The organism is Paraburkholderia sp. RL17-337-BIB-A, from assembly GCF_046025895.1.
Classification (GTDB): domain Bacteria; phylum Pseudomonadota; class Gammaproteobacteria; order Burkholderiales; family Burkholderiaceae; genus Paraburkholderia; species Paraburkholderia fungorum_C.
Map to the genome: position 1 here is coordinate 2,569,688 of NZ_JARESY010000002.1, position 21,304 is coordinate 2,590,991.

24 protein-coding genes are annotated in these 21,304 nt (G+C 61.9%); 11 read left to right on the top strand and 13 right to left on the bottom strand.

What is annotated here, in order from left to right; genetic code table 11:
* Positions 1-128 precede the first annotated feature (128 nt).
* Positions 129-1,688, bottom strand: coding sequence for a S53 family peptidase (locus P0D84_RS32200; RefSeq protein ID WP_408343336.1), 1,560 nt, complete (start codon positions 1,686-1,688; stop codon positions 129-131).
* A gap of 305 nt (positions 1,689-1,993) precedes the next feature.
* Here P0D84_RS32200 and P0D84_RS32205 point away from each other — a divergent pair, with 305 nt between their 5' ends.
* A complete protein-coding gene (locus P0D84_RS32205) occupies positions 1,994-2,503 on the top strand; it encodes a DUF1993 domain-containing protein (RefSeq protein ID WP_408343338.1) in 510 nt (169 codons plus the stop codon).
* Positions 2,504-2,722: 219 nt separating this feature from the next.
* Here the strand turns inward: P0D84_RS32205 and P0D84_RS32210 are convergent, their stop codons facing one another.
* Positions 2,723-3,043, bottom strand: coding sequence for a YnfA family protein (locus P0D84_RS32210; protein WP_408343340.1), 321 nt, complete (start codon positions 3,041-3,043; stop codon positions 2,723-2,725).
* A gap of 133 nt (positions 3,044-3,176) precedes the next feature.
* Here P0D84_RS32210 and P0D84_RS32215 point away from each other — a divergent pair, with 133 nt between their 5' ends.
* Positions 3,177-3,350, top strand: a complete 174-nt coding sequence (locus P0D84_RS32215) for a DUF1289 domain-containing protein (RefSeq protein WP_408343342.1) — start codon at positions 3,177-3,179, stop codon at positions 3,348-3,350.
* A gap of 330 nt (positions 3,351-3,680) precedes the next feature.
* On the opposite strand, the gene P0D84_RS32220 is transcribed toward P0D84_RS32215, so the two are convergent.
* Positions 3,681-4,310, bottom strand: a complete 630-nt coding sequence (locus P0D84_RS32220; RefSeq protein ID WP_408343344.1) for a LysE family translocator — start codon at positions 4,308-4,310, stop codon at positions 3,681-3,683.
* A gap of 156 nt (positions 4,311-4,466) precedes the next feature.
* Between P0D84_RS32220 and P0D84_RS32225 the strand changes: the two genes are divergently transcribed.
* Entirely contained in the window at positions 4,467-4,934 is a 468-nt protein-coding gene (locus tag P0D84_RS32225; protein ID WP_408343346.1) for an Lrp/AsnC family transcriptional regulator, read from the top strand.
* A 66-nt stretch (positions 4,935-5,000) separates the two neighbouring features.
* Positions 5,001-5,234 (top strand): hypothetical protein, encoded by a 234-nt coding sequence (locus P0D84_RS32230; protein WP_408343348.1) that lies wholly within the window; start codon positions 5,001-5,003, stop codon positions 5,232-5,234.
* A gap of 313 nt (positions 5,235-5,547) precedes the next feature.
* Here the strand turns inward: P0D84_RS32230 and P0D84_RS32235 are convergent, their stop codons facing one another.
* A complete protein-coding gene (locus P0D84_RS32235) occupies positions 5,548-7,002 on the bottom strand; it encodes a carbohydrate porin (protein WP_408346196.1) in 1,455 nt (484 codons plus the stop codon).
* 1,175 nt (positions 7,003-8,177) lie between these two features.
* Between P0D84_RS32235 and P0D84_RS32240 the strand changes: the two genes are divergently transcribed.
* Together P0D84_RS32240 and P0D84_RS32245 are read left to right on the top strand one after the other, a co-directional pair.
* Positions 8,178-8,333, top strand: a complete 156-nt coding sequence (locus P0D84_RS32240) for a hypothetical protein (protein ID WP_408343350.1) — start codon at positions 8,178-8,180, stop codon at positions 8,331-8,333.
* A 134-nt stretch (positions 8,334-8,467) separates the two neighbouring features.
* The gene (locus tag P0D84_RS32245) at positions 8,468-10,135 is read left to right on the top strand and encodes an NRAMP family divalent metal transporter (protein ID WP_408343352.1); all 1,668 of its coding nucleotides are present in this window, start codon (positions 8,468-8,470) and stop codon (positions 10,133-10,135) included.
* 143 nt (positions 10,136-10,278) lie between these two features.
* On the opposite strand, the gene P0D84_RS32250 is transcribed toward P0D84_RS32245, so the two are convergent.
* Positions 10,279-10,755, bottom strand: coding sequence for an OsmC family protein (locus P0D84_RS32250; protein ID WP_408343354.1), 477 nt, complete (start codon positions 10,753-10,755; stop codon positions 10,279-10,281).
* 117 nt (positions 10,756-10,872) lie between these two features.
* Between P0D84_RS32250 and P0D84_RS32255 the strand changes: the two genes are divergently transcribed.
* Complete coding sequence (locus P0D84_RS32255) at positions 10,873-11,514, top strand: GntR family transcriptional regulator (protein ID WP_408343355.1); 642 nt, start codon at positions 10,873-10,875, stop codon at positions 11,512-11,514.
* Here P0D84_RS32255 and P0D84_RS32260 read toward each other — a convergent pair whose 3' ends face one another.
* Entirely contained in the window at positions 11,515-11,880 is a 366-nt protein-coding gene (locus tag P0D84_RS32260; protein ID WP_408343357.1) for a hypothetical protein, read from the bottom strand.
* 357 nt (positions 11,881-12,237) lie between these two features.
* Between P0D84_RS32260 and P0D84_RS32265 the strand changes: the two genes are divergently transcribed.
* A complete protein-coding gene (locus P0D84_RS32265; protein ID WP_408343358.1) occupies positions 12,238-14,244 on the top strand; it encodes a bifunctional DedA family/phosphatase PAP2 family protein in 2,007 nt (668 codons plus the stop codon).
* Between the two features lie 275 nt (positions 14,245-14,519).
* Here P0D84_RS32265 and P0D84_RS32270 read toward each other — a convergent pair whose 3' ends face one another.
* Together P0D84_RS32270 and P0D84_RS32275 are read right to left on the bottom strand one after the other, a co-directional pair.
* Complete coding sequence (locus P0D84_RS32270; RefSeq protein WP_408343360.1) at positions 14,520-14,774, bottom strand: DUF2934 domain-containing protein; 255 nt, start codon at positions 14,772-14,774, stop codon at positions 14,520-14,522.
* Between the two features lie 273 nt (positions 14,775-15,047).
* Positions 15,048-15,830: an ABC transporter substrate-binding protein gene (locus P0D84_RS32275; RefSeq protein WP_408343362.1), complete on the bottom strand. Its 783-nt coding sequence runs from the start codon at positions 15,828-15,830 to the stop codon at positions 15,048-15,050.
* A 304-nt stretch (positions 15,831-16,134) separates the two neighbouring features.
* On the opposite strand from P0D84_RS32275, the gene P0D84_RS32280 reads away from it, so the two are divergent.
* Entirely contained in the window at positions 16,135-16,647 is a 513-nt protein-coding gene (locus P0D84_RS32280; RefSeq protein ID WP_408343364.1) for a DUF6622 family protein, read from the top strand.
* 87 nt (positions 16,648-16,734) lie between these two features.
* On the opposite strand, the gene P0D84_RS32285 is transcribed toward P0D84_RS32280, so the two are convergent.
* From P0D84_RS32285 to P0D84_RS32305, 5 genes are all read right to left on the bottom strand, one after another.
* Positions 16,735-17,409 (bottom strand): response regulator transcription factor, encoded by a 675-nt coding sequence (locus tag P0D84_RS32285; protein ID WP_408343366.1) that lies wholly within the window; start codon positions 17,407-17,409, stop codon positions 16,735-16,737.
* 138 nt (positions 17,410-17,547) lie between these two features.
* On the bottom strand, positions 17,548-18,861 hold the full coding sequence (locus P0D84_RS32290; protein WP_408343368.1) for an ATP-binding protein: 1,314 nt from the start codon (positions 18,859-18,861) through the stop codon (positions 17,548-17,550).
* Between the two features lie 214 nt (positions 18,862-19,075).
* Positions 19,076-19,390, bottom strand: a complete 315-nt coding sequence (locus P0D84_RS32295; RefSeq protein ID WP_408343370.1) for a DUF4148 domain-containing protein — start codon at positions 19,388-19,390, stop codon at positions 19,076-19,078.
* A 115-nt stretch (positions 19,391-19,505) separates the two neighbouring features.
* On the bottom strand, positions 19,506-19,775 hold the full coding sequence (locus tag P0D84_RS32300; RefSeq protein ID WP_408343372.1) for a hypothetical protein: 270 nt from the start codon (positions 19,773-19,775) through the stop codon (positions 19,506-19,508).
* 91 nt (positions 19,776-19,866) lie between these two features.
* The gene (locus tag P0D84_RS32305; RefSeq protein ID WP_408343374.1) at positions 19,867-20,163 is read right to left on the bottom strand and encodes a hypothetical protein; all 297 of its coding nucleotides are present in this window, start codon (positions 20,161-20,163) and stop codon (positions 19,867-19,869) included.
* 314 nt (positions 20,164-20,477) lie between these two features.
* On the opposite strand from P0D84_RS32305, the gene P0D84_RS32310 reads away from it, so the two are divergent.
* Positions 20,478-20,663: a DUF3563 family protein gene (locus tag P0D84_RS32310; protein ID WP_408343376.1), complete on the top strand. Its 186-nt coding sequence runs from the start codon at positions 20,478-20,480 to the stop codon at positions 20,661-20,663.
* Positions 20,664-20,689: 26 nt separating this feature from the next.
* On the top strand, positions 20,690-21,136 hold the full coding sequence (locus P0D84_RS32315; protein ID WP_408343378.1) for a tellurite resistance TerB family protein: 447 nt from the start codon (positions 20,690-20,692) through the stop codon (positions 21,134-21,136).
* Positions 21,137-21,304 lie beyond the last annotated feature (168 nt).

Sequence of the window (21,304 nt, forward strand, 5' to 3'; positions counted from 1 at the left end):
CCTGAAGCCATGCACCGTACCCCTGCGGCCTGAACGCGGCGCACCTTGGGACCAGTCGCGGCCGGCCCGCGATCGCCTCAGCCGACAGTCCGCCAGGCTCGCCCCGAACCGACCCGCGGCTCATCAGACTATAGTGCCGCCGCCACCTTCTGACCATTGGGGCTGCCGAGACCCGTGCATGCATCCCAGCCCGGCGACGCGGCGAAGCTGCCGTTGTTGCCTTGCGTGATGTCGTTGCACGCGCCCGGCGCCTTGTACAACTTCGGGTTGATGAAACCGGCCGGTTGCCCTTTCGCCGCATTGATCCGCGCAATCAGTGCCGCCCACAGCGGCGCGACCGCGCTGGTGCCGCCGACCACCGTCTGCGTACCGTCGATCAATACGCTATAGCCGGTGACAGGCGACGCATCACCCGCCACGTCCGGCACGCCGCGCCCGCTGAGCGCCTTCCTGCCGCCGCTCGATGAAGTCGCCGACAGGCCCTTTTGCCACACCGGCACCGGAAAGGCGTGGCTCACGCCACCGCCGCCCGCGCCGCCCTCTGCGCCGTCGTTCCACACCACCTCACGCGAGATCGATGCGCCCGACGCAGTCAGGTTCGTGCCGCCGCATGCCAGCACATAAGGGCTCGACGCCGGAAAGTCGACCTGATCGCCGCCGCCGGAGCCATCGCTCGAGCCGCTATCGCCGGACGCCGCGCAAACAGTCACACCCAGAGCCGCTGCCGTTTGCAGCACGCTGTTGAAAGCTTGCAGCGACTGGCTGGTCCAGTTCGACTCCGGGGCGCCCCAACTGATCGAGACAACCGACGGTTTGTTGGCCGTGTCATGTACCGCGCGGCTCACCGCGTCGATGAAACCGGCATCGCTGTTCTGTGTGAAATAGACCGCGACTGTCGCGCCAGGCACGATCGCACCGACGATTTCGATGTCGAGCGTGACTTCGCCGTCGGGACCGCTCGGGTCGCCGCTCGGCTGATTGCTGCCCTGATCGACGCCTACTGATTTCACCGTTGGCGACGCAACCCCAAGGCTCCCAAAGTAACTTTTGAGGTCGGACGTGTTGTACCCGCCGCCGAGTTCGATGATGCCGACACATTCGCCGCTGCCGTCGCTTTGCGGAAACTGATACAACGATGCGAGCTGCAGCGGCGTAAAGGACACCGCATGCCCTTTGGCCGGCTGGAACGGCGGCCGGATGCGAAAGTGCGGCCGAGCCTGAGGCCGGTTATCGAGTCCGAGCACGGCCTCCACGACGCCGTGCAGATCGTCCGGCACGCTGATCGTGCCGGTGCGGCCACGGAACTGTCCCGCGCTGTGATGCTGGTAATGTTCCAGCTTCACGCCGAAGGCGGTCTCGAACTGCGCAATCGTGCCGCCCAGCAACACCTGGCGCGCCGCTGGATCCTCCCGTACCACCGTCAAGCCGTGTGCGGTGGCAAAGGTTTTAACCTTGGCGATGTCTTCCGGCGCGGCGCCATAATCTTTGGCCAACGCCTCGCGCGAAAGGGGCTTGACGCTCGGGTCGCCCGCTTCGATCTTGCTCATCAGTGCGTTGAACTGCGCCTGCTGCTGCCGGCGCAGCATCACGAAAACCTGGATCCGCTCGGCCGGATCGCATTGCCCGACAACTTTCGAACCTTGCTCTACCGTGCGCTCGCTTCCCGGCAGCGTTTGTCTGTTGACCATGGTGTCGATTCTCCTGTTAGCGTGACGGCGCGAGCCGCGAGGCGGACTCCAGGCACGGCACGCGCCTGCCCGAACTCACCGCCGCGCGATCCGCGGCGGCGGATTGTTTCAAGGACTGCGCCAAATCGTCCGACCCATGCATTCGAACACAGTTCCGGTGTGCGCGGCAGTTGTCCGAATGGCTAACGCCTGGTTGGATCAATGCGCATCGTGCAGCGCCCGCGCTATGATGCTGAAGCGGCAATCCAGCCGTTGCAGCGCCTCGCGCGCCACCCGCGCGCACGATCGGAGAATCAGAGGAACCCATGTCAATTTCGATGTATCAAGCATCATTGCCCGTGCTGGTGCGCGGCATGACCAACCTGCAAGTCATTCTCGGCAAGGCCCAGGCGCACGCCGCCGAAAAACAGATCGAGCCGTCCGTGTTCACGAACGCCCGGCTCGCGCCGGACATGCTGCCGCTGGTGCGGCAGGTCTATATCGTGAGCGATACGGCGAAGGGCTGCGCCGCGCGCCTGGCCGGCGTCGAAGCGCCGAAGTACGACGACGTCGAACAGACCTTCGACGAACTCCATGCCCGCCTTCAAAAGACGATTGATTATCTGAAGGAATTCAATGCGCAACAGATCGACGGATCGGAAGAACGTGAGATCACGCTGAAAATGCGCAGCGGCCCGATCGAATTCACGGGGCTGTCGTATCTGCTTGGTTTCGTGCTGCCGAACTTCTATTTTCACGTCACGACGGCGTACGACATTCTGCGGCACAACGGCGTCGAACTCGGCAAGCTCGACTATCTGGGCGGTATCAAGTAAGCACGCTGGCGTGCTAATGCGTGAGCGGCGCGGGAATGCGGCTCGCGCAGCACGCGGGTCACGTGGTTCACGAGCCACGTGCGACTCGCACTGCGGTCGCGTGTGTGTCACGCATGAACTCACGCATGAGCCACACATGAGCCACGCGCGAACCTTGCGCGTTGCGCAAAGCGGCCCATGAACCGCGCATGCCCCAAGCACAAAGCCACGCGAAGGGCATCAAACGCGCGGTTGGAACGCGATGATCGCCATGCCGGCCAGCGTGAACGCCACGCCGGCCGCATCCCACAGCGTGGGGCGCACTTCGTCCACGCACCATAGCCACGCGATAGCCACCGCCACATACACACCGCCGTAAGCCGCGTATACGCGGCCTGCGGCGGTGCCATGCAGCGTCAGCAGCCAGGCGAACAAGGCGAGGCTGAGCGCGCCAGGCACCAGCAGCCAGACGGAGCCGCCCTCCTTTAGCCAACGCCAGGGCAAATAGCAGCCAACGATTTCGGCAACGGCGGTCACGGCATAAAGCAGAAAAGTTTTCATCGAAGGATAGAAGCGGGTGGTTGTGTTGCCGCGCAACTGTGCGCAGCTCTATCGGCCTTATTAACACAATCACTTTGCGCGCGGACATGACGCATGCGACAGTCGTCGCACCTGCCCCTATTCCCTAACTGTCATGAGTATCGCGTCACCCTGTGTCGACATCTGCAAGTTCGACGGTAAAACCGGCCTTTGCATCGGCTGTCTGCGCACTCGCGACGAATGTAAAACCTGGAAAAAGATGAAAGACAAGCATCGCCGGAAAATCATCGAGGATCGCTCACGCCGGGAGCATAAATTGCGTAAGTGAGCAGCCGCGCCGGATCATAGGAACGGACTGCCCACATGGTTAAGCGATCATCGCTTGTGCGGCGAACAAGGCGCGGCCACGCAGGAGCGCTGCTCGCCGTTGCGAACCGATACAAGCCGGTGCGAATCGGTGGGAACCGATAGGAACCAATCGAGCCGGGGCGAACCTGTGCGAACGGTGCGAACGGTGCGAACGGTGCGAACGGTGCGAACGGTGCGAACGATGAGAACGATGAGAACGGACACGAACCGCTCCGCACCGGTGGGATCGGTGCGAACCAATCAGAACCGGTGCGACCCAAAACCGACGCGCCATCATCCCCGCAGTACATCAGTCCAGCGAGAGCCGCAGCGCGAAGCCGATCAGCGCCGCGGAGAAAGTCCAACGCTGCAGTGTCTGCGCGAGAGGATGAGCCCGCATCCAGCCGGCGATGCGCGCCGCGCCGATCGCGTACATGGCGTCGAAACACGCGCCGATGGCGAGCAGCACCAGACCCAGTTCGACCATCTGCAGCGCAACCGGTCCGGCCTCAGGACGCACGAACTGCGGCAGTAGCACCGAGCAGAACAGCAGCGCTTTCGGGTTCAACAGATTGGTGAGCAAGCCCTTGACGAAAGCGGCATGCAAAGGCCGCGACTCGACGTCCGCCGCAATGCCCTCAGGCAGCGCGAACACAGGTGAGCGGAAGATCTGGATGCCAACCCACGCCAGATAAACCGCGCCGCCATAACGCACCACATCGTATAGCCAGGGCGCACTGCGCAACAGCGCGGCCACTCCGCATGCCGACAGCGTGACGTGCGTCGCACGCGCCACGCCCAACCCGCCAGCCGCCGCGAAGCCACTGCGCATGCCGCGCCCGATACTGGTCTGTAGAACCAGCGCCATGTCGGGCCCCGGCACGGCGTAAACCACCAACAACGCAGCGATATAGACGACCAGAAGATGTGCGGAAATCATAGAAGCCTCTTATTTTTAAGGTCTCTATTTTGCTATCGTCGATGGAGGGTTTTCTGGCGAAATGCAGGCGGTGACAGCTCTACTCTTGGAGGAATACGCTAATATTCCAGCCCCTAGTCATGTTTTCCGCTAACACAGAGTAAGCGCCCCAAAGTCATGTCAACTGACCTCGATAAAACAGATCGCGCGATCCTCGCCGCGTTGCAGAACGACGGCCGCATGTCGAATGCACGCCTGGCCGAAATGGTCGGCCTGAGCGAGACGCCTTGCGCGCGCCGCCTCAAGCGCCTCGAGAACGACGGCTATATCGACCAGTACCGAGCGATGCTTTCGCGCTCCGCCCTCGGCCTCGGCGTGGTCGCGTTTGTCTACGTGCGTTTTGCCGTGCACGACCGCGCGGTGGCGACCCGTTTCGAACGCGAGGTGCAGGCAATCCCGCGAATTCTGGCGTGTCACAACGTGTCGGGCAGCGCCGACTACATCCTGCAGGTGGTCGCGCGCGATCTCGACGACTACGGCACTTTCATGCGCGACGAGATGCGCAGCCTGCCGGGCGTGACGTCGGTGGAATCGGCGTTGTCCCTGCGGGAGGTGAAGGCTAACGGCGGGCTGCCGCTGTCCTGAACGCGGACGTGGCATAGTCACCCATTTGATACGGCGCGAGCCGACCAGACGAGCACGGAGTTTTTCATGGATCACGAAAAGGCAAGAGCCGAAGAAACAGCCGCGATGGAGCGCGTAGTGACCGCAACCAGGCGGGTCCAGGCGGCCTTCGCGTCGCTGCAATCGCAATTTCCGCCGGCCGGCACCGGCCAGCCTTCGCAGTTCGCGCTGCAAACCTTCGACGCTGCCTTGCAGGAACTCGAAGACGCCCAAGCCGCATTCGACGAATTGCTCGGCGATCTGCTTGACGGCAATCGTTGAGTGGCATAGCTGTTTTCTTCACTGCATAGCCGCTGCGTAGTACGCGAGCGGCGGTCTTCAGTTTCCATCGAGACGGTCGCCGCGTTATTCGGAGAGGCGGGTCGGACTTGACCGTTAGTTGCATATTTATGGCCCGAGATGAAACTGCCCCGCTGGCGCCAGGACCAACAGTGAATATGGCAGACGTCTAACGGCATGATCGCCTGGTCGTCCGCAGCAGCATCCGCAGGTCCGGGCCGGCATCGACCGGCCGGCCCGCGAACCAGGGTTCAATACGCTGTTGCTTGCAGAAGCGCCCTCCCCGCCCGTCCACTCAAAAAACAATATTGGTCCGCAATCCGACGATCGCTTCGTTACCGACGCGCTGCGACGGATTGCCCGGATCCGGTATGCCGCCCGCCGGACGGAAGACATATTGGAAGTCCGCCTGTAACCGCCACCACGGCGCGACCTGATACTGGTAAGTCACCTCCACGACAGTCTCAGCGCTGCGCGACGGATAGCCAGGTGTCGTCAGCGAGGCGGTATCGCTTGCCAGCCCTTGAGCACGCGAGCCGATCTTCGCGTAGCCGACGGCCAATCCGGCAACGTCGTTGTCGCGCCCTTTGAACGGCGCTTTGAGCGTCACGCCTGCATTCACACCCAGGTCCACCAGATTGCGATCGCCCGGCGCGCCCATCACTCTCGCGAAAACGCCCACCGACTGCGGACTGTCCCCGCCCCGCTGCCAGACCGTCTGGTCGGCAACCGCATAGAAGCTGGAGTCGCCCCGGTGATTCGCCGGTACGCCGTTGCTCGCCGGGTTCGCCAGCGACAAACCGGTACTGTCGAAACGCTGGTCCGCGAAATTTTGCGTGTCGTACCAGAAGCCCAGCTTGTAGGTACCGGGCAAACCGGTTGCCTGCGTACCCGACGAGTTCGCTGGAGGCTGGTTGATTGCGTACTGCACCTCGCCGATGAACAACGCGCCGCCGCGCAGATTGAAATTCGTTCCGGGGCGGTTCTGTTGCTGTGGGTCGCCCGTATCGCTGCCCGCCGGATTGCCGTCGAAGACGCCGGCCATCACGGCCCATGCGTCCGAAGGTCTGGCGCGCAATCGCACACCCAGTGACGACAATGGATAAGCGGGCCCACCCGCCGGCATGTCCACCGACGGCAATACAGGCCAGCCGAAAGTTGCGTTGATGAACGGCGTTGCAAACTGGCTCACCATGAATTCCTGGTCGAGACTCTGTTGCCCCATCTTCACATCTACTTTTCCGCCGATCAGGGATTGCTGATACCAGAGCTCCCACAATCGCGTCGCATCGTCGGCCTCGATGCCGCTCGCGCTTTGCAGGGTCAGCAGATTCCGTTGGCTCAGATTGCTGCCGTGAATCTGCAACGCCGACACATTGAACGTGCCGCCCGGCAGTCCCAGCGCTTTTTCCGTATCGACAGCGATACCGAACTGGGTGAATCCATCGTAAGCGCCGCCCCGTCTAGCGCCACCCGACAGGTTGTTCAGATACTCGCTGGTTTCCTGCAGGTTGAAGGTCACCCCGTAGTTACCGAGCCAGGGACGCAGCCCGCCCATGTCGCCGAGCAGATTCGAGCGGTCCCAGAGCCCAGTGGGCGCGGCTGGCGCCTGTCCCGCGGCAGGCGCCTGAACTGCGGCAGGTGTCTGATCCGAAGCAAGCGTTTGTCCCGCTGCCAGCGTCTGTGCCTGCACCGAGGGCGCGACGCCAAACGACAACAGGAAGGTTAGACCGAGGGGACCGCCGGACATCCACCGCCCGGTTTTTGCAGGGTCTTTCTGCGCGAGACGAGATTGAGCGCCGCGCACGCGGCGCGCCAAAGAACGATACGACGACGATTTGACGAACATAAGCTCACTCCCATCGAGCCCGGCCACGCCGGGCGATGTACGAAGACGCGACCGGGTCTCGCAAACGATGCGATAACGATCAAACAGAGGGAGCGTGCGACTGGCAGACCGGCAGCAACCAGTCACTGAAGAAGCGCACTAACCCGAACGGAGCGAGTTAGCGGCGAAGGAGTGATCCTGCGGCTAACTCGCGGACATTGCGCCGGCGTAGACCGGCATCGGACTTCCACTACTAGAGCATGTGTCCACGAGGGACTCCTTTTGCTGAGACGGGCGGATTGTATTCGGCACACTCATAAAATCGCAAGCAAAAAGCGCATTAAAGAAATCGCACTCCGAATTGCGGCGGCGCCTTCGCGCAGACATCAGGCCGCGCTATTCACCGCTGCACGGTGCCCTTCATCTACCTGTCCTTCCTGTCACTTATGAAAGACTCATCCCACTCTGGTGATGACGAATTGGTACGCCACAACACATAAAAAAAGAATATTTGCTTCGCTTAACGAAGCATGTTGACTTCTGCTTGCGGGAGTGCCTAAAATTCGCCCGTCATCACAAACGGGGCCATTGCCTTGGACACCAGCAGTAGTCGATCTTCGAACAGTTTCACTGCCTGACCGGCCCGACGCCCGCGCTCTCTTTCTCAGCCGCCGTCTTGCCAACAGGCAGACGGTGCGCGACGTAGTAACTCTCTCCGTGCACCTTAACTAGCGCCACTCGCCCGCGCCGTGCTCGACGCATATCCTGCGTCCGTGCGCCCATACGTCCGAATGGCATCGCGTCGCGAGCATCCACTCGCGGCTGCGTTCGCCCACGCCGGTTCGATCCGTTCGAACTCCGGCGCGGCCGAGCGCGTGAACAAACACGTGCGTACTCAACGCAGATAAGCAACACCGATAAGGAGCCGCCATGCCGGACAGTGACAGTTATCCCTTATGCCGCTCAATTGCCGCGCAATCTTTCTTTTGCCCGAGGAAAGTGAGTAGACCTTCGCCGCCACGCGCATAACGTCGGCCGCGCTCCGTGTCTGCTGGCTTTCTGCAATCCGCGTAGAGCCATACGCACGGAGAAATACCATGTACATCGCCATCCTCGTACCGACCCAGCAGCAAACGCATATCCACAGCGACGCTGCACTCGCGCTTCACAGCATCAAGCCGCACTGGCTCGCCGTGTCCTGGCACCGCGTTAAAGCGCTGCTCTCGCACTCAGTTTATCCCTCGGCTTCGTAACGACCGCTGTCAGTACCCACGCTTTCGCAATCCGCATGCGACGCCGTCGCTCGCCCCTATTCGGACGACACTCGCGCTGCGGATCCTGAAAGCGCGCCACTGCCCAAAAATCACACCTACTCAGGCGGCTAAAAATGTCCACTCCAATTAACGTCTCACCACCACGCAGCGCCGTTCTCGACGAAGCGCATCTCGGCGACATCAAAGGCGCGCTCGGCACCATCGCGCATCACGACACCGCACCGCGCAACAACTGGTGGGCCCGCATCCGAACGCTGCTCGCGATCCTCGGGCCGGGTCTCATCGTGATGGTCGGCGACAACGATGCCGGCGCCTTCGGCACCTACACGCAGGCAGGACAGAATTACGGAACCACCTTGCTGTGGACCATGCTGCTGCTCGTGCCCGTTCTTTTCGTCAACCAGGAAATGGTGCTGCGCCTCGGTGCGGTGACGGGGGTGGGCCATGCGCGACTGATCTTCGAACGCTTCGGCAAGTTCTGGGGCGCATTCAGCGTCGTCGACCTGTTCATATTGAACGCGCTCACCATCGTGACCGAGTTCATCGGCATCACGTTCGTGCTCGGTTTCTTCGGCATTTCGAAAGTGACTGGCGTCTGCATCGCCGCGGCGGTGACGATGGCCGCGGTCAGTACAGGCAACTTGCGCCGCTTCGAGCGCTTCGCGGTCGCGCTCTGCGTGTTGAGCCTGCTGCTCGTGCCCGTACTCGTGTCGATTCATCCGCCCGTCGGCCAGATCGCGCGTGATCTGGTGATGCCGAACTGGCCCGTCCATTCGAAACTGAGCGATGTGATGTTGCTCGTGATCGGCATTGTCGGCACCACGGTTGCGCCGTGGCAGCTGTTTTTCCAGCAGAGCTATATCGTGGATAAACGCATCACGCCGCGCTTCATGAAGTATGAGAAAGCCGACCTGTGGATCGGCATCGTATTCGTAATGATCGGTGCGGTGGCCATGATCTCGTTCTGCGGCGCGTTGTACGCAGGCAAACCGGAGTTCGGCAATTTCACGGATGCGGGCGGCGTGATCGCCGGCCTCGAAAAATATGCCGGCCGCACACCCGCGGTTCTCTTCGCGATAGCGTTGCTCGATGCCTGCATTATCGGCGCGGCGGCCGTCTCGTTGGCCACCGCTTACGCAATTGGCGACGTGTTCAAGATTCGTCACTCGCTGCACCGCGGCGTATCGGACGCAAAGGGCTTCTACCTTGTCTACTTCGGCATTGTCGCGGCCGCGGCGGCGCTGGTATTGATTCCCGGCAGCCCACTCGGACTACTGACTGAAGCGGTGCAGACGCTCGCCGGTGTGCTGCTTCCGAGCGCGACGGTGTTTCTGCTGCTGTTGTGCAACGACCGCGCCGTGCTCGGCCCGTGGGTGAATTCGAAGAAGCTCAACCTTTTCACGGGCGCAGTGGTCTGGGTGCTCGTCATGCTCTCCATCATCCTGACTGCGTCGGTGATGTATCCGGACATTACCGGCGAAGCGATTATCGAAGTCCTGGCGGGTGGCACGCTACTGGCCGTTGTCGGCTACGCTGCAACCGTGACGCTTCGGAGGCTGCGGCCCGCACCGACGAATGCCGGGGCTCCCGCGGTTTCAACTCACGAGCAACCGCTTTCGAAAGATGCGCGCAATACTTGGCGCATGCCGCCGCTGGAAGAACTGCCGACGCAGCAACTGACCTTGTCCAAACGCGTCTGGATGGGCGTGCTGCGCGGTTATCTGATCGTGGCCGTTGCGCTTGTCATCGTGAAGGTCGTACAGATGACATTGCTGCATTAAATCAACGCTGCCCGTCCGCTTACGGTTCTTCCCGGTGAGCGGCGGGCAACGGTCGATCTTCACGCGAAACACGCCACGCAGCTTTGCCTGACCAGTTGCGTTGCGATCTCTCTACCGGATGCCCGGTGACCGCCGCGCGTCCATCATGCTGCATCCGTCGCAATTGCCGCCTCGCACAAAACAGGAAAGTTGACGGAGTTCGCGATATAGCACTTCTCGTGCGCGACATGGTGCAAACGCCCGGCCAGCTCGACATCGCCGCCGGCCCGAATGACGACGTGCGGACGCAGAACGATCCGAGAAAAGCGGCCCTGCTCCGGCGTATCCAGCATCGTGCCTTCGGCGTTGTCGCGATAGCTCACAACAACGACGCCCGCGTCCGAGCAAAGATGCAGATACCAGAGCTTGTGGCAGGCGGAGACCGAGGCGACCAGCAGGTCTTCCGGATTCCACCGCTTTGCGTCGCCGAGAAATGCCGCGTCTGATGATCCGGGAATCTCGGGCTTGCTTCCCGCCGCGATGATGTGGTCCCGACCGTAATCACGATATCCCGAGGTGCCGCTGCCGCGATTGCCTGTCCACTGCACCGATACGGCATATTTGTGCTCGCCGTGCGCCATGCCACTCTCCTTTCCATTAACCATGGATTCGAACTAACCACACATGCATTCTATACGCACGCACCGGTTTTGGTATACCATTATTCCAAACAACCAGTACCCGAGGACTCACCGCAGATGGACCACAAACTGGAAACGACCGCCGATGCCATCGCCGTCTCACTGCGCGAACTGATTGCGGCCGGCGAACTGGAGGACGGTGCGCGGCTGGTCGAGCGCGAACTCGCCGATCGATTCGGCGTGAGCCGGGTGCCGATGCGAGAGGCCATACAAAAGCTCGAGGGCGAAGGGTTGGTCGAACTCATGCGCAATCGCGGCGCCGTTGTGCGAACCCTGAGTGAGTCCGACCTCGACGAGATCTACCGCCTGCGCATGTTGCTCGAAGGGGACGCCATCTTCCACGCAGTCAAGCGCATGGACACCGAGACGTTATCGCGCGCTGAACTCGTTCACCGGCTGCTGGGCGACGCCGATACGGCGCAAAGACAGGGCGAACTGAATCGCGAGTTTCATGAATTGCTATACCGCCCATGTGAGAACGGCCGGCAATTGAAAGCGATCCGCGAGTTGCGCGCTCAGGTCGAACGTTACGAACGATTGCAAAGCACGCTGCTCGCCGATACGCCGGCCTTCCAGGACGAGCATCTGAAGATTCTCGAAGCCTGCGAGGCCGGCAACGCACGCCTTGCGCGATCAATGACAGTGGAACATCTTGCCTCGGCAAAGCGCATTGTTGTGCAACTGATTCGGGCTGAGTGATTACTGCGATCCGAACGCTCTACCCGTTACATTCGGTGCACGAGGATCCGGATTCATGTTCAGGCTGGTGCCGTTCGCCCGCATGTTATTGAGCGCCGGGCCCGAGCCAACGCTGCCGGTCCCGCCGATCGCAGTGGAGTGGCCCATCGTACCCACGCCTGGCATCGGGCTCGGAGTTGCCGCTCCCGTGCCCAAACCCATCCCCATTCCCGTTCCCAGCCCCGTTCCCATGCCCGCACCGTTGATCCCGCCTGCCTGCAAACCAACCATGCCATTGGCGCCCATGTTTGCCGACTGCGCGTAAGCCGCACCCGTCAGACCGATTACCAGCGCCGACACCAAAAAACTCTTTGTCACGATTTTCATAGCCCACTCCGTCATGCCGTCAAATTGTCGACCAAAGTACTCACACCATCGCCGCGATGTCGAGCAAACGACGCTCATGAAGGAAACCGGTCAAATAGTAAGACCAGCCACCGGCCACGTTTGTTCATTGCTGAAATTCAGGGTTTGATCGACGATCGACGATCTGAGCGGGCCGCTTCAGCTACCCGAACCCAGCCGCACGTCCAGATCAGCGAGCGGGACCGCACGGACTGCAATTCGCCTGCGGCCTCGTAAGGTTTCGCGCCGCCAGGCCACCGGCTACTGGTTTGCAGGAATATCGGGCAAGGCCGTGCGCGTTATGATCAACCGTTACGCCAGAACGGCCGATCGCGCACGATGGAGCACGCCTACATCCACCTTTTGCACCAGCTTGCCGGCCATCCGGCGTGGACGCTCACGGTCGTCTTTCTTGCTGCTTTCCTGGAGGCCATCGCCGTCATCGGCACCTTCATCCCGGGCAGCACTGCCATGTTTCTCGCCGGCGCGCTGGCCGGCACAGGTGCGCTGAGCCTCGGCTGGGTGTTCCTGTGGGCGATCGTCGGCGCGATCGCCGGGGACGGCATGAGTTTCTGGATCGGCTGCCGCTACAAGCACAGGATCGTTCAGCTGTGGCCGTTCCGCACCCACCCGCAGGTACTCGACGCCGGCAAACGTTTCTTCGAGAAGCACGGCGCCAAGAGCGTCGTGTTCGCCCGCTTCATCGGACCATTGCGAGCGATCGTGCCGGTGGTGGCGGGCATGCTGGGCATGCCGCCGCTGCGCTTCTACGCGATGAACGTGTTGTCGGCGCTGCTATGGGCGCCCGCGCATATCCTCCCCGGCGTGGTATTCGGCGCCTCGGTGCTGCTGGCCGGCGCCGTGTCGTTCCGCCTCGTCGTCATCATTGCGTTGCTGGTCGGGATCGTCTGGCTGAGCTTTCGCGCGACGGGTTTCCTGCTCTCGCATGCCAGTGCGTGGTCGGGCGCGGCGGGCCGCTATCTGGGAAGCTGGGCGTGCCGTCACCCGGGCCCGTTCGGCCGTCTCGCGCGGCGGCTGCTAGACCCTGAACAGCCAGATGCCACCAGCGTCGTCGTCACGTCGCTGATCGTGGTGGTGTCGGGCGCGCTCTTCTTTGGGGTTCTCGACGACGTGATCAGCGGCGATCCGCTGGTCAGCGTCGATCTGTCCGTCTATCACTTTTTGCAATCGGTGCGCACGCCCTGGAGCGACACCGTGCTTGCAGGATTGGCCACGCTTGGCAGCGTCGTCACGCTGACGGCGCTGATCGTGACCGTGGTGATATGGATGCTGTTGGAGCGGCGTTGGCGCACCATCGGTTACTGGCTTGCCGCGGTCGTATTTTCCCAACTGCTGATCTTCGCCTTGCAATTCGCGATGCACCGCGCACCGCCCAATGAACTGTTGTCCGGCGCCTACGTGTTCCCGAGCAATCACGTCGCCGCGACGGTAATCGTCTATGGCTTCCTGGCGTTCCTGCTCGCGCGGCGCGTCGGCATGCTGGAAGGTTTGCTGGTGGCGACCGTGAGCACGGTGGTCGTGATCGTGGTCGCGCTGGCGGGACTTTACTTCGGCCGGTACTGGGTCTCCGACGCAATCGGCGGCGCCGCGCTCGCGTATATCTGGGTGGCCATCGTCTCGTTGACAGCGATGTTGCGGCATCCCGAAGTGCCGCCCACACGCAGCTTCATGCCGGTCGTGATTCTCGCGGTAATGCTCGTGAGCGTGGGGGTGCAGCTAAGCATCAATCCACCGGCGGCGCCGCCGGATGCCATGTCGCGCCCGTCGCCCGTGCTGGTCACAGAAGCGCAGTGGACAGTGTCGCTGTGGAAGAGACTTCCCTGCTATCGCTCCGATATGGGCGGCGACCGCAAGGAACCGCTTACGCTGCAATGGGTGTCGAACCTCGATTCGATCAGAGGGCAACTGCGCGCCCAAGGGTGGATCGAAGGCACGGACCTGTCCGCGCACAGCCTGCTCTCGCTTGCCTCGCCGAATGTCGCGGCGGTGTCGCTGCCGGTATTGCCGAAGCTGAACAACGGCGTGCCTTCGTCGCTGGTCTTCATGCGTCCCGGCGACACACGCGACGAACGCGACGTCCTGCGCTTCTGGCCGAGCGGCTATGCCGTGGAAAACGGCCTGTCAGCCACCCCGCTGTGGGTTGGAGCGTTCGCGCACGAACGGCTCTCCCGGGCCTCATGGCCGATCAACATCCTGCGCGTCGAAAAAGAAGTGTCGTCGTTCGATGCTCATACGAAAACGAGCGCCGGCCTCGGCGCGGCGCTCGTCGCCAGGGTAAGTTGCCATGGCGTGCCGGTGTCGCTGCTGTCCTCTCCGGTGGAATGAGCGGCGTGTTGGCGCGCGTCTGCGCGGTTGGCTGCGTGGCTGCGCGTGTTCCCCATGCCAATCAGGAAATCGCCCTGCCCTCAATCACTTGGCGGAATTGGCCAGGACTTGTCCACAAGGATATGAACATTTTCTGTGGATAACCTCTGGGCCATGCGATCCGCCTAAGCCGAAGCCGGGCACGCGCTCGCCTTATGTCGAGGCAATCTGACCGCCAGTGGGCGGTGCCGGCGCAGGCCACCGAAGCTGATTGGCCTGCCCGGGCTTTGCTGGGTTCAGTGAGCGGTCGGGCCCGCATCGCCGCGCAGCATGTCCTGCAATTGTTCCTCCGGCGCAATCCTGCCCGCGCGCTCCCGTTCCGCCGACTGGTCGGCGCTGGGGTCGGGACTGCCCGCTGCATCATCGCCTTCCGCTTCGATCTGCCTGCGCGCCTCCTCCCAGTGCGTTTCCGCATTGCCGTCCGGCGACGGGTCGTTTTCCCAGATGTGATACGCCCGAGTGCGAATGCGGGCTTCGAGATCGCTGTCCATGTTCCGTTTCTCCGTGAAATGCGCGCGACGCTCGGGACCATCGGAACAATCGGGCCGCGCCGTCTCGCACATTCCCTGCAGCATCCGGCATGCCACGTTTGCGCGTACTCGTTCTACGCGTGGCTCGGCGCGAAAAACCAAAGATCAACCGCCGAGCGCCGCTGGGCTCGTGCCGCGCGCCGGGCAACCGGCGTCGTTCTGATCGCCGCGGGTGCCCTGGCCGCCTTCGCTAAAGTCTGAGGCCGCACGCGTTGCGCGTCGGCCGGCCCGTTTTCACTGACCGTAGACGTCGAAGTCGAAATACTTTTTCGCGATCCTGTCGTACGTCCCGTCCGCGCGCGTGTCGGCGATCGCCTTGTCGATCTTCGCTTTGAGGTCGGTGTCTTCCTTGCGCAAACCGATCGCGGTGCCGCTTCCCAGCGTCTTCGCGTCGTAAAGCGCATTGCCGGCAAATGCAAAGTCTTTGCCGCGCGGCGTGCGCAGGAAACCAACGTCAGCCTGCACGGCGTTCTGCAGCGATGCGTCGATGCGGCCAGCAATCAGGTCCGAGTAAACGAGATCCTGATCCTGATAGGACACGATTACCGCGCCGACCGGCTCCCAATAGGTCTTCGCATACGTTTCCTGGATCGAGCCCTGCTCGACGCCGATGCGCTTGCCCTTCAGCACTTCCGGCGTCGGCGTGATGGTCGAGCCTTTCTTCGCGACGAGGCGGGTCGGGATACGGAATACCTTCGACGAGAACGCGATCTGCGCCTGACGCGCCGGCGTCATCGACATGGTCGATAGCACGCCGTCGAACTTGCGCCCCTTCAGTGCGGGAATCATCCCGTCGAAGGCGTTTTCGACCCACACGCATTTTGCGTCCAGGCGGCGGCAGATCTCATTGCCCAGGTCGATGTCGAAGCCGACGAGCTTGCCGTCGGCGGATTTTGATTCGAACGGCGGATAGCTCGCGTCGACACCGAACCGCACGGTCGACCAATCCTTCGCGGTTGCGCTGGCGGACGATACAGCGAGCAGCGCAATCGTCAGGGTTGCAAGCAGGGATTTCATGTTTCTCCTTTTATGACTCTATTAAACAAATGGACGGCGTACATGAACGACGACAACCCGGCGCTCAGCACGCCGGCGCGGCGGGACGCGTTGCGCCAGCCATAGGTGGCGTGCAGCGCACACTATAAATGACTACAAGTCGTGCAAACTCGCCCTTTGCCGTTGCGCGGACAACTTAACCCAGCGCTAACGGTGCGCGTTCCGCCTAATTCTTCGCTAATTCCATGCCGATACGATGAGCGTCATTCGCTGGCTCGGGCGTTATCCACGCCTCGAGAAATCACTCGATCTGAAGGAGCTCACCATGTCACCAGCAGCAATCATTCACGGCACGCCAGTCTGGGTCTGGGTGCTACTCGTCGTCCTGCTATCGCGCGGCTTCAAGGCACTGAACAGCGGCACGGCACCCCTCTCGAAGCTCGCCATCGTCCCACTCATCTTCGCGGGCTGGGGTATTGCGCATCTGATTTCGGATCCGCTGGCGGGATGGGCCGCCGTGATCGCCTGGATGACAGGCTCACTCGTCGGCATCGCGGGCGGCATTTTCATCGCGAGCCGGTCTCGTTTCATTGTCGATCCGATTGCGAATACCGTCATGCTGCCGGGCTCCGTGCTGCCGTTGCTACTGATTGTCGCCACGTTCGTTACCAAATTCTGGCTCGGGTTCGAAATGGCGACCACAACCGACGCATCGTCGCTTGGGATGTATGTCCTGATCGACGCCGTGGTGTCCGGCGTCGTCGCTGGCGTGTTCGGCGGGCGCTTCTTCACCTACTGGCGGGCGATGAGCGCGCGCCGGGTTATTTGCCTGCAGTGAGACGCAGCGCGTTCCGGCGCATGAATGCAGAGCTTCAAGGAAGGAGCGCACATGATTAAGCTGCCAGGATCCACGGCAAAAACGACCTCATGCCTTGGGGGAATCGCCCAGCATGACGGTCCAGCCGAGGCCGCGCACATTGCGGATAACCGACTGCCCGAACTTCTTGCGCACCGAATGAATCAGCACGTCGACCGCATTGCTCTCCACCTCCTTACCCCAGCCGTATAAGCGGTCTTCCAGCTGATCGCGCGACAGGATCGTGCCGGGGCGCTCGAGAAACGCCAGCATCAACGCGAATTCGCGCGCCGATAGCACCGACGTCACGCCATTGCAGCATAGCGTGCGCTTGTCGAGATCGAGATTGAAGGAATCGTCGCCGAGGCGCGACACCGCATAGCCCGCTTTGCGGCGCAATACCGCGCGAATGCGGGCAAGCAGTTCGGGAACGTCGAAGGGTTTGAGAACGTAGTCGTCAGCGCCGACGTCGAGGCCTTGCACGCGCGCCTCCAGGTCGTCGCGCGCGGTGAGGATCAGCACCGGCACCTTGTTGCCGGCCGCTCGCGAGGCTTTCAGCAAGTCGATCCCGCTCATGCCCGGCAAGCCGAGATCCAGCAGCACGACCGTGTATTCGGCCGCCGCGATCGCCGCGCCGCCGGCGTTGCCGTCGCGTACCCAATCGACGCTGTAGTCCGCGTCCTGCAAGGCACGCAGCAGGCTTTGTCCGATCTGCAGGTCGTCTTCAACCAGGAGAACTCGCATGATGTCGTTTCCACAGCAACGAATAGTGTCGTTGGCCGCGGCGCGAGGAATGGAACACGGGTTACGATTCCGGGCCGAGCCCGCCAGTGCAGCCGCTACGCGGGCACGGGTCAGAACGCATGATAACTGACGCGAGGCCTAAGACGCTGACGGAAATCCGATCGACGCAACGATCCCCGACTGGCCGTCACGACGATTGCGAAGACTCGCTGCGCCGCCATATTTGGTCGCGATCGCCTCGACGATCGACAGTCCGAGGCCGCTGCCCTCGATTTGCGAATTCGCTCGAAAGAAGCGGTCGAACACCCGTGGCAGCAGTTCTTCCGCAATGCCGGGCCCTGTGTCGGTTACCTCGACCCACACCATCTCGTCGCGTATCTGTACGCTCAGATCGACCTTGCCGCCGTCTGGCGTGTAGCGGATCGCGTTGCTGACCAGATTGCGCACGGCAATGCCGACATCGGCTTCGACCGCGCGGACAAACGCGCTGGCCATTTCGTCGGCGCCGATATCGATGCCGCGCTTCATCGCGATCGGCAATACTTCGGCGACGGCGTCGACGACCACCGCGAGCACGTCCACGCGCGTCAGCGTATCGGCTTGCAGCGCCGCATCGGCGCGCGCAAGCCTGAGCAATTGTGCGATCAGACCGCCACTGCGGGTGATGCCGCTGCGCAATTCGCGAAACCGCTCCTGATTGCCGGGCGCAATATGCGGCTGCAGATTGTCCGCCTGCAATTGAAGCGCGGTAAGCGGCGTGCGCAGTTCGTGCGCGGCGTCGGAAATAAACTTTCGTTCGGACTCGATCGATTGTGCGAGCCGATCGATCATCAGATTGATCGAGTCGATGAAAGGGCGTATCTCGATCGGCACACCCGAGGTCGACAATTGCTGAAAATGACTGACGTCGATCCCCTGCACTTGCGCACCCAAACGATTCAACTTGCGCAACGAGCGGCGCACGACAAGCAGCACGGCGATCCACACCAGCGGCACGAGTACGATCATCGGCCAAAGCGTATTGACTGCGCGTTCTTGCGTAAGCTCGTGCCGCACCGACGAGCGTTGCGCGACCTGAATCACCATCGAGGGCTCACGCAGCGTGTAGATGCGCCACTCGTCACCGCCGACGGCGGTCGTCACGAAACCCGCCGGCGCCTCGCGCGGCAGCGCCAGCGACGGTTCGGTCGAGCGGTAAGGCGTGGCCTGATCGTCTTTCCAGATCGTAATGACAATGTCGCGTTCCGGTTGCGAGCCGCGCGCGGGAATGGTGGGCAGCGAATCCGCGAGACCGCCGCGCATGCGGCCGGCGACCTGTTCGAGCCGAAGGTCGAGCAACGCGCTCAGGCCTGCTTTCGACAGCTGATACGAACTGACGCCCTGCACCACGCCGACGATGCTGACCAGCACGCAAAGCGCGAGGACAAGCTGGTTTCTTAGAGACTTGATCATAGAGACGCAGAAAAAGTGTTTCGTCCAACGGGGGATGCGTGGACGCCGGGACACTCAGTGCAACGCGAGAGACGGGTGGGACTGGTTTTTTTGTAAAGCGATTCTACTCCCGCGACCCGGCGCTTTCCGGCGTCGAAACGACGGCAAAGGCGCGCAGCCTTTGCTGCGCGCCCACCGTTTGCAACGAGCGATAGAGAACGGGTTTAACAATCGCTCAGTGCTTGATATAGATCGACTTCAAGCCGACGTCGTTCAGCGAATGAATGCCAGTGCCGCTTTGCGACGCGCCTTCGTCGACGCCGCCATAACCGGCCGATACGTCGCCTTGCTGGTCGACGCTTGTTTGCGCAACCTGAATTCCCGCGGCGCCATGCGGATGGTCGCCGGCGGTGTAGTAGCCGGCCTGTTCAAGTGGCGCGAGTTGAACCGGCACTTGCGCACGCGTCGCCGGTTCATTCGACTGCGCGAACGAAGCGATCGGAAACGCAAGAGAAACGGCAATGGCAACGGTTTGGATCAGCGATTTCATGGTATTTCCCTCCAGATGTGTTTTCCCGTCATTCGGTGAGTAAGGTGTTCTCTGCCATGGACTTCACTGTAAAGAAGAAAAATTAGCGAAGAATGAGCAGCCGTCTGGACGTGAGTCAGCGGGTCGCCGCCTCGGCTGCGGCCTGCATTTCGTAGCGCGCGTCCTGCATCAACCGGATCGCGCGTCCAGCGTGGCCGCCCATGTCGTAGTCGTTCGCACGTTGCGCCGCGCGCATCCGTTCGATGGCCTGCTGCGCGTTGAAGTCGGCGGCTTCGATATTCGGATGACGGCTCATGAAATAGCCGTCGTCGGCGATCGCACAGCCCGAGATCAGGGAAAGTGCGATGGCGGTTGCAGCAACCACGGTCAACTGTCTTTGCTTCATGATGCATGCTCCATTGAGGTGATGAACGTCCGGTGTTCAGGCATGTCGCCTGCCCGCGGCGATTGATTCAGCGGCTGGCTCAGACGCCTCATTAGCGCCAGTAGCCGTAGCCGTATCCATATCCGTAGTGCCGGTACCATCCTCGCGGGTGTCCGTAATAGCCAACGACCACGGGTGGCACATACACGGGAGGCGGCGGCGCGTAATACACGGGCGGAGGTGGCGGTGCATAGACCGGCACGGGCGCGACGGGCACCGCGGCCACCATCGGCGTCACCGGCATCACCGGCAACCCGATGCCGACACCGACGAACACGTGAGCCTCGGCAACACTCACGAGGCCAACGCTTAATACGGCGGCGACTACCGCTTGGCGAATCCCTTTCATTTTGTTCTCCTTGAGCTCCGGTGCCGCGCATTGACTGCATCGGTTGACTTGCATTCTGGTCGCTGAGAATGAGGAAAGAATGAGCGGCTTTTATCGGATCAAACAGGCGGTGGATCACAGCGTGATTCATTTGCAAAGTGCTGTGCGTGCGCCTCATTTCCGCCTAATTCACGGCGCCTACGATTCGTTCGTCGATGCACAGGTTCGGGTTCGAACCGCCACTCAGACGCGGCAAACGCGTTGGCACGCATCGGACTGAAGCGACGATACGGACCGCCGGCCCGACATGCGTCGCACCACTCAAGGAGCACATCATGTTTGCCGTACTTTGCGAAAAACTGGGGTCGTTGTTCTTGCCTTCTCACTACGACGAACGCGAAGCGTATCTGGCGTCATCGTCCGATCTCGCGGATCTCGAACGCCGCATGCGTCATTTCGATAGCGGCAGCTATTCGTTCAGTCTGCATTCGAGCGTCATGCCGCGCGACAACGAACTGTGAACGATCAACGGACAAGGAGAACCGACATGCGTCACTATCAATGCGACAGCCCTGAAGCCGCGGCACGGATCGTTGCGGCCTGCTTACTGTCGGACGGACACGTAGGCGTGGACGAGCTCGAAGCGCTCCATCGCCACGGCATCGAACAGCGATTGTCGTTGCGCCCACGTCAGTTTCTGGCCGTCGTGCAGACGCTGTGCGAAGACCTGACTTGCGCCGCCTACCTGAATTGGGGCGACGCGTGCAGGCTCGATCCTGTCATCGTCGTGCAACTCGCAGCCGATGTGCAGGACTGGCAAATGCGGCGTGACGTCATCTGGCTGTGCAAGGAAGCCATTCATGCGGACAAGCACATCTCCGAGGGAGAAGCCGGATTTCTTCGCCTGCTGCGCGCTGCGTGGGACATGCCGGTGCACCCGGACTGGGTGCGTCCACGCGAGGTGATCAGACTCGTGCGCGCGCCTCGCGAGTGAAATGATTGAAGGGCCAGCCGTGTCGCTTTCCAGGCGCTTTTTCCTGGCTTGCCCCAGGCGGGGAAGCGACTCGCGCATCGGCCCGATCAAGATGAAAAACCGCATCCGCGCAGATCCGAACAAAGCCATCATGCTTTTGCTGCGGCGCGTACCCGGCCTTCGGAATAA

Coding starts and splice junctions, on each gene's coding strand:
- P0D84_RS32200 (WP_408343336.1), bottom strand. CDS start 1,688: ATGGTCAACAGACAAACGCTGCCGGGAAGCGAGCGCACGGTAGAGCAA.
- P0D84_RS32205 (WP_408343338.1), top strand. CDS start 1,994: ATGTCAATTTCGATGTATCAAGCATCATTGCCCGTGCTGGTGCGCGGC.
- P0D84_RS32210 (WP_408343340.1), bottom strand. CDS start 3,043: ATGAAAACTTTTCTGCTTTATGCCGTGACCGCCGTTGCCGAAATCGTT.
- P0D84_RS32215 (WP_408343342.1), top strand. CDS start 3,177: ATGAGTATCGCGTCACCCTGTGTCGACATCTGCAAGTTCGACGGTAAA.
- P0D84_RS32220 (WP_408343344.1), bottom strand. CDS start 4,310: ATGATTTCCGCACATCTTCTGGTCGTCTATATCGCTGCGTTGTTGGTG.
- P0D84_RS32225 (WP_408343346.1), top strand. CDS start 4,467: ATGTCAACTGACCTCGATAAAACAGATCGCGCGATCCTCGCCGCGTTG.
- P0D84_RS32230 (WP_408343348.1), top strand. CDS start 5,001: ATGGATCACGAAAAGGCAAGAGCCGAAGAAACAGCCGCGATGGAGCGC.
- P0D84_RS32235 (WP_408346196.1), bottom strand. CDS start 7,002: ATGTCCGGCGGTCCCCTCGGTCTAACCTTCCTGTTGTCGTTTGGCGTC.
- P0D84_RS32240 (WP_408343350.1), top strand. CDS start 8,178: ATGTACATCGCCATCCTCGTACCGACCCAGCAGCAAACGCATATCCAC.
- P0D84_RS32245 (WP_408343352.1), top strand. CDS start 8,468: ATGTCCACTCCAATTAACGTCTCACCACCACGCAGCGCCGTTCTCGAC.
- P0D84_RS32250 (WP_408343354.1), bottom strand. CDS start 10,755: ATGGCGCACGGCGAGCACAAATATGCCGTATCGGTGCAGTGGACAGGC.
- P0D84_RS32255 (WP_408343355.1), top strand. CDS start 10,873: ATGGACCACAAACTGGAAACGACCGCCGATGCCATCGCCGTCTCACTG.
- P0D84_RS32260 (WP_408343357.1), bottom strand. CDS start 11,880: ATGAAAATCGTGACAAAGAGTTTTTTGGTGTCGGCGCTGGTAATCGGT.
- P0D84_RS32265 (WP_408343358.1), top strand. CDS start 12,238: ATGGAGCACGCCTACATCCACCTTTTGCACCAGCTTGCCGGCCATCCG.
- P0D84_RS32270 (WP_408343360.1), bottom strand. CDS start 14,774: ATGGACAGCGATCTCGAAGCCCGCATTCGCACTCGGGCGTATCACATC.
- P0D84_RS32275 (WP_408343362.1), bottom strand. CDS start 15,830: ATGAAATCCCTGCTTGCAACCCTGACGATTGCGCTGCTCGCTGTATCG.
- P0D84_RS32280 (WP_408343364.1), top strand. CDS start 16,135: ATGTCACCAGCAGCAATCATTCACGGCACGCCAGTCTGGGTCTGGGTG.
- P0D84_RS32285 (WP_408343366.1), bottom strand. CDS start 17,409: ATGCGAGTTCTCCTGGTTGAAGACGACCTGCAGATCGGACAAAGCCTG.
- P0D84_RS32290 (WP_408343368.1), bottom strand. CDS start 18,861: ATGATCAAGTCTCTAAGAAACCAGCTTGTCCTCGCGCTTTGCGTGCTG.
- P0D84_RS32295 (WP_408343370.1), bottom strand. CDS start 19,390: ATGAAATCGCTGATCCAAACCGTTGCCATTGCCGTTTCTCTTGCGTTT.
- P0D84_RS32300 (WP_408343372.1), bottom strand. CDS start 19,775: ATGAAGCAAAGACAGTTGACCGTGGTTGCTGCAACCGCCATCGCACTT.
- P0D84_RS32305 (WP_408343374.1), bottom strand. CDS start 20,163: ATGAAAGGGATTCGCCAAGCGGTAGTCGCCGCCGTATTAAGCGTTGGC.
- P0D84_RS32310 (WP_408343376.1), top strand. CDS start 20,478: ATGTTTGCCGTACTTTGCGAAAAACTGGGGTCGTTGTTCTTGCCTTCT.
- P0D84_RS32315 (WP_408343378.1), top strand. CDS start 20,690: ATGCGTCACTATCAATGCGACAGCCCTGAAGCCGCGGCACGGATCGTT.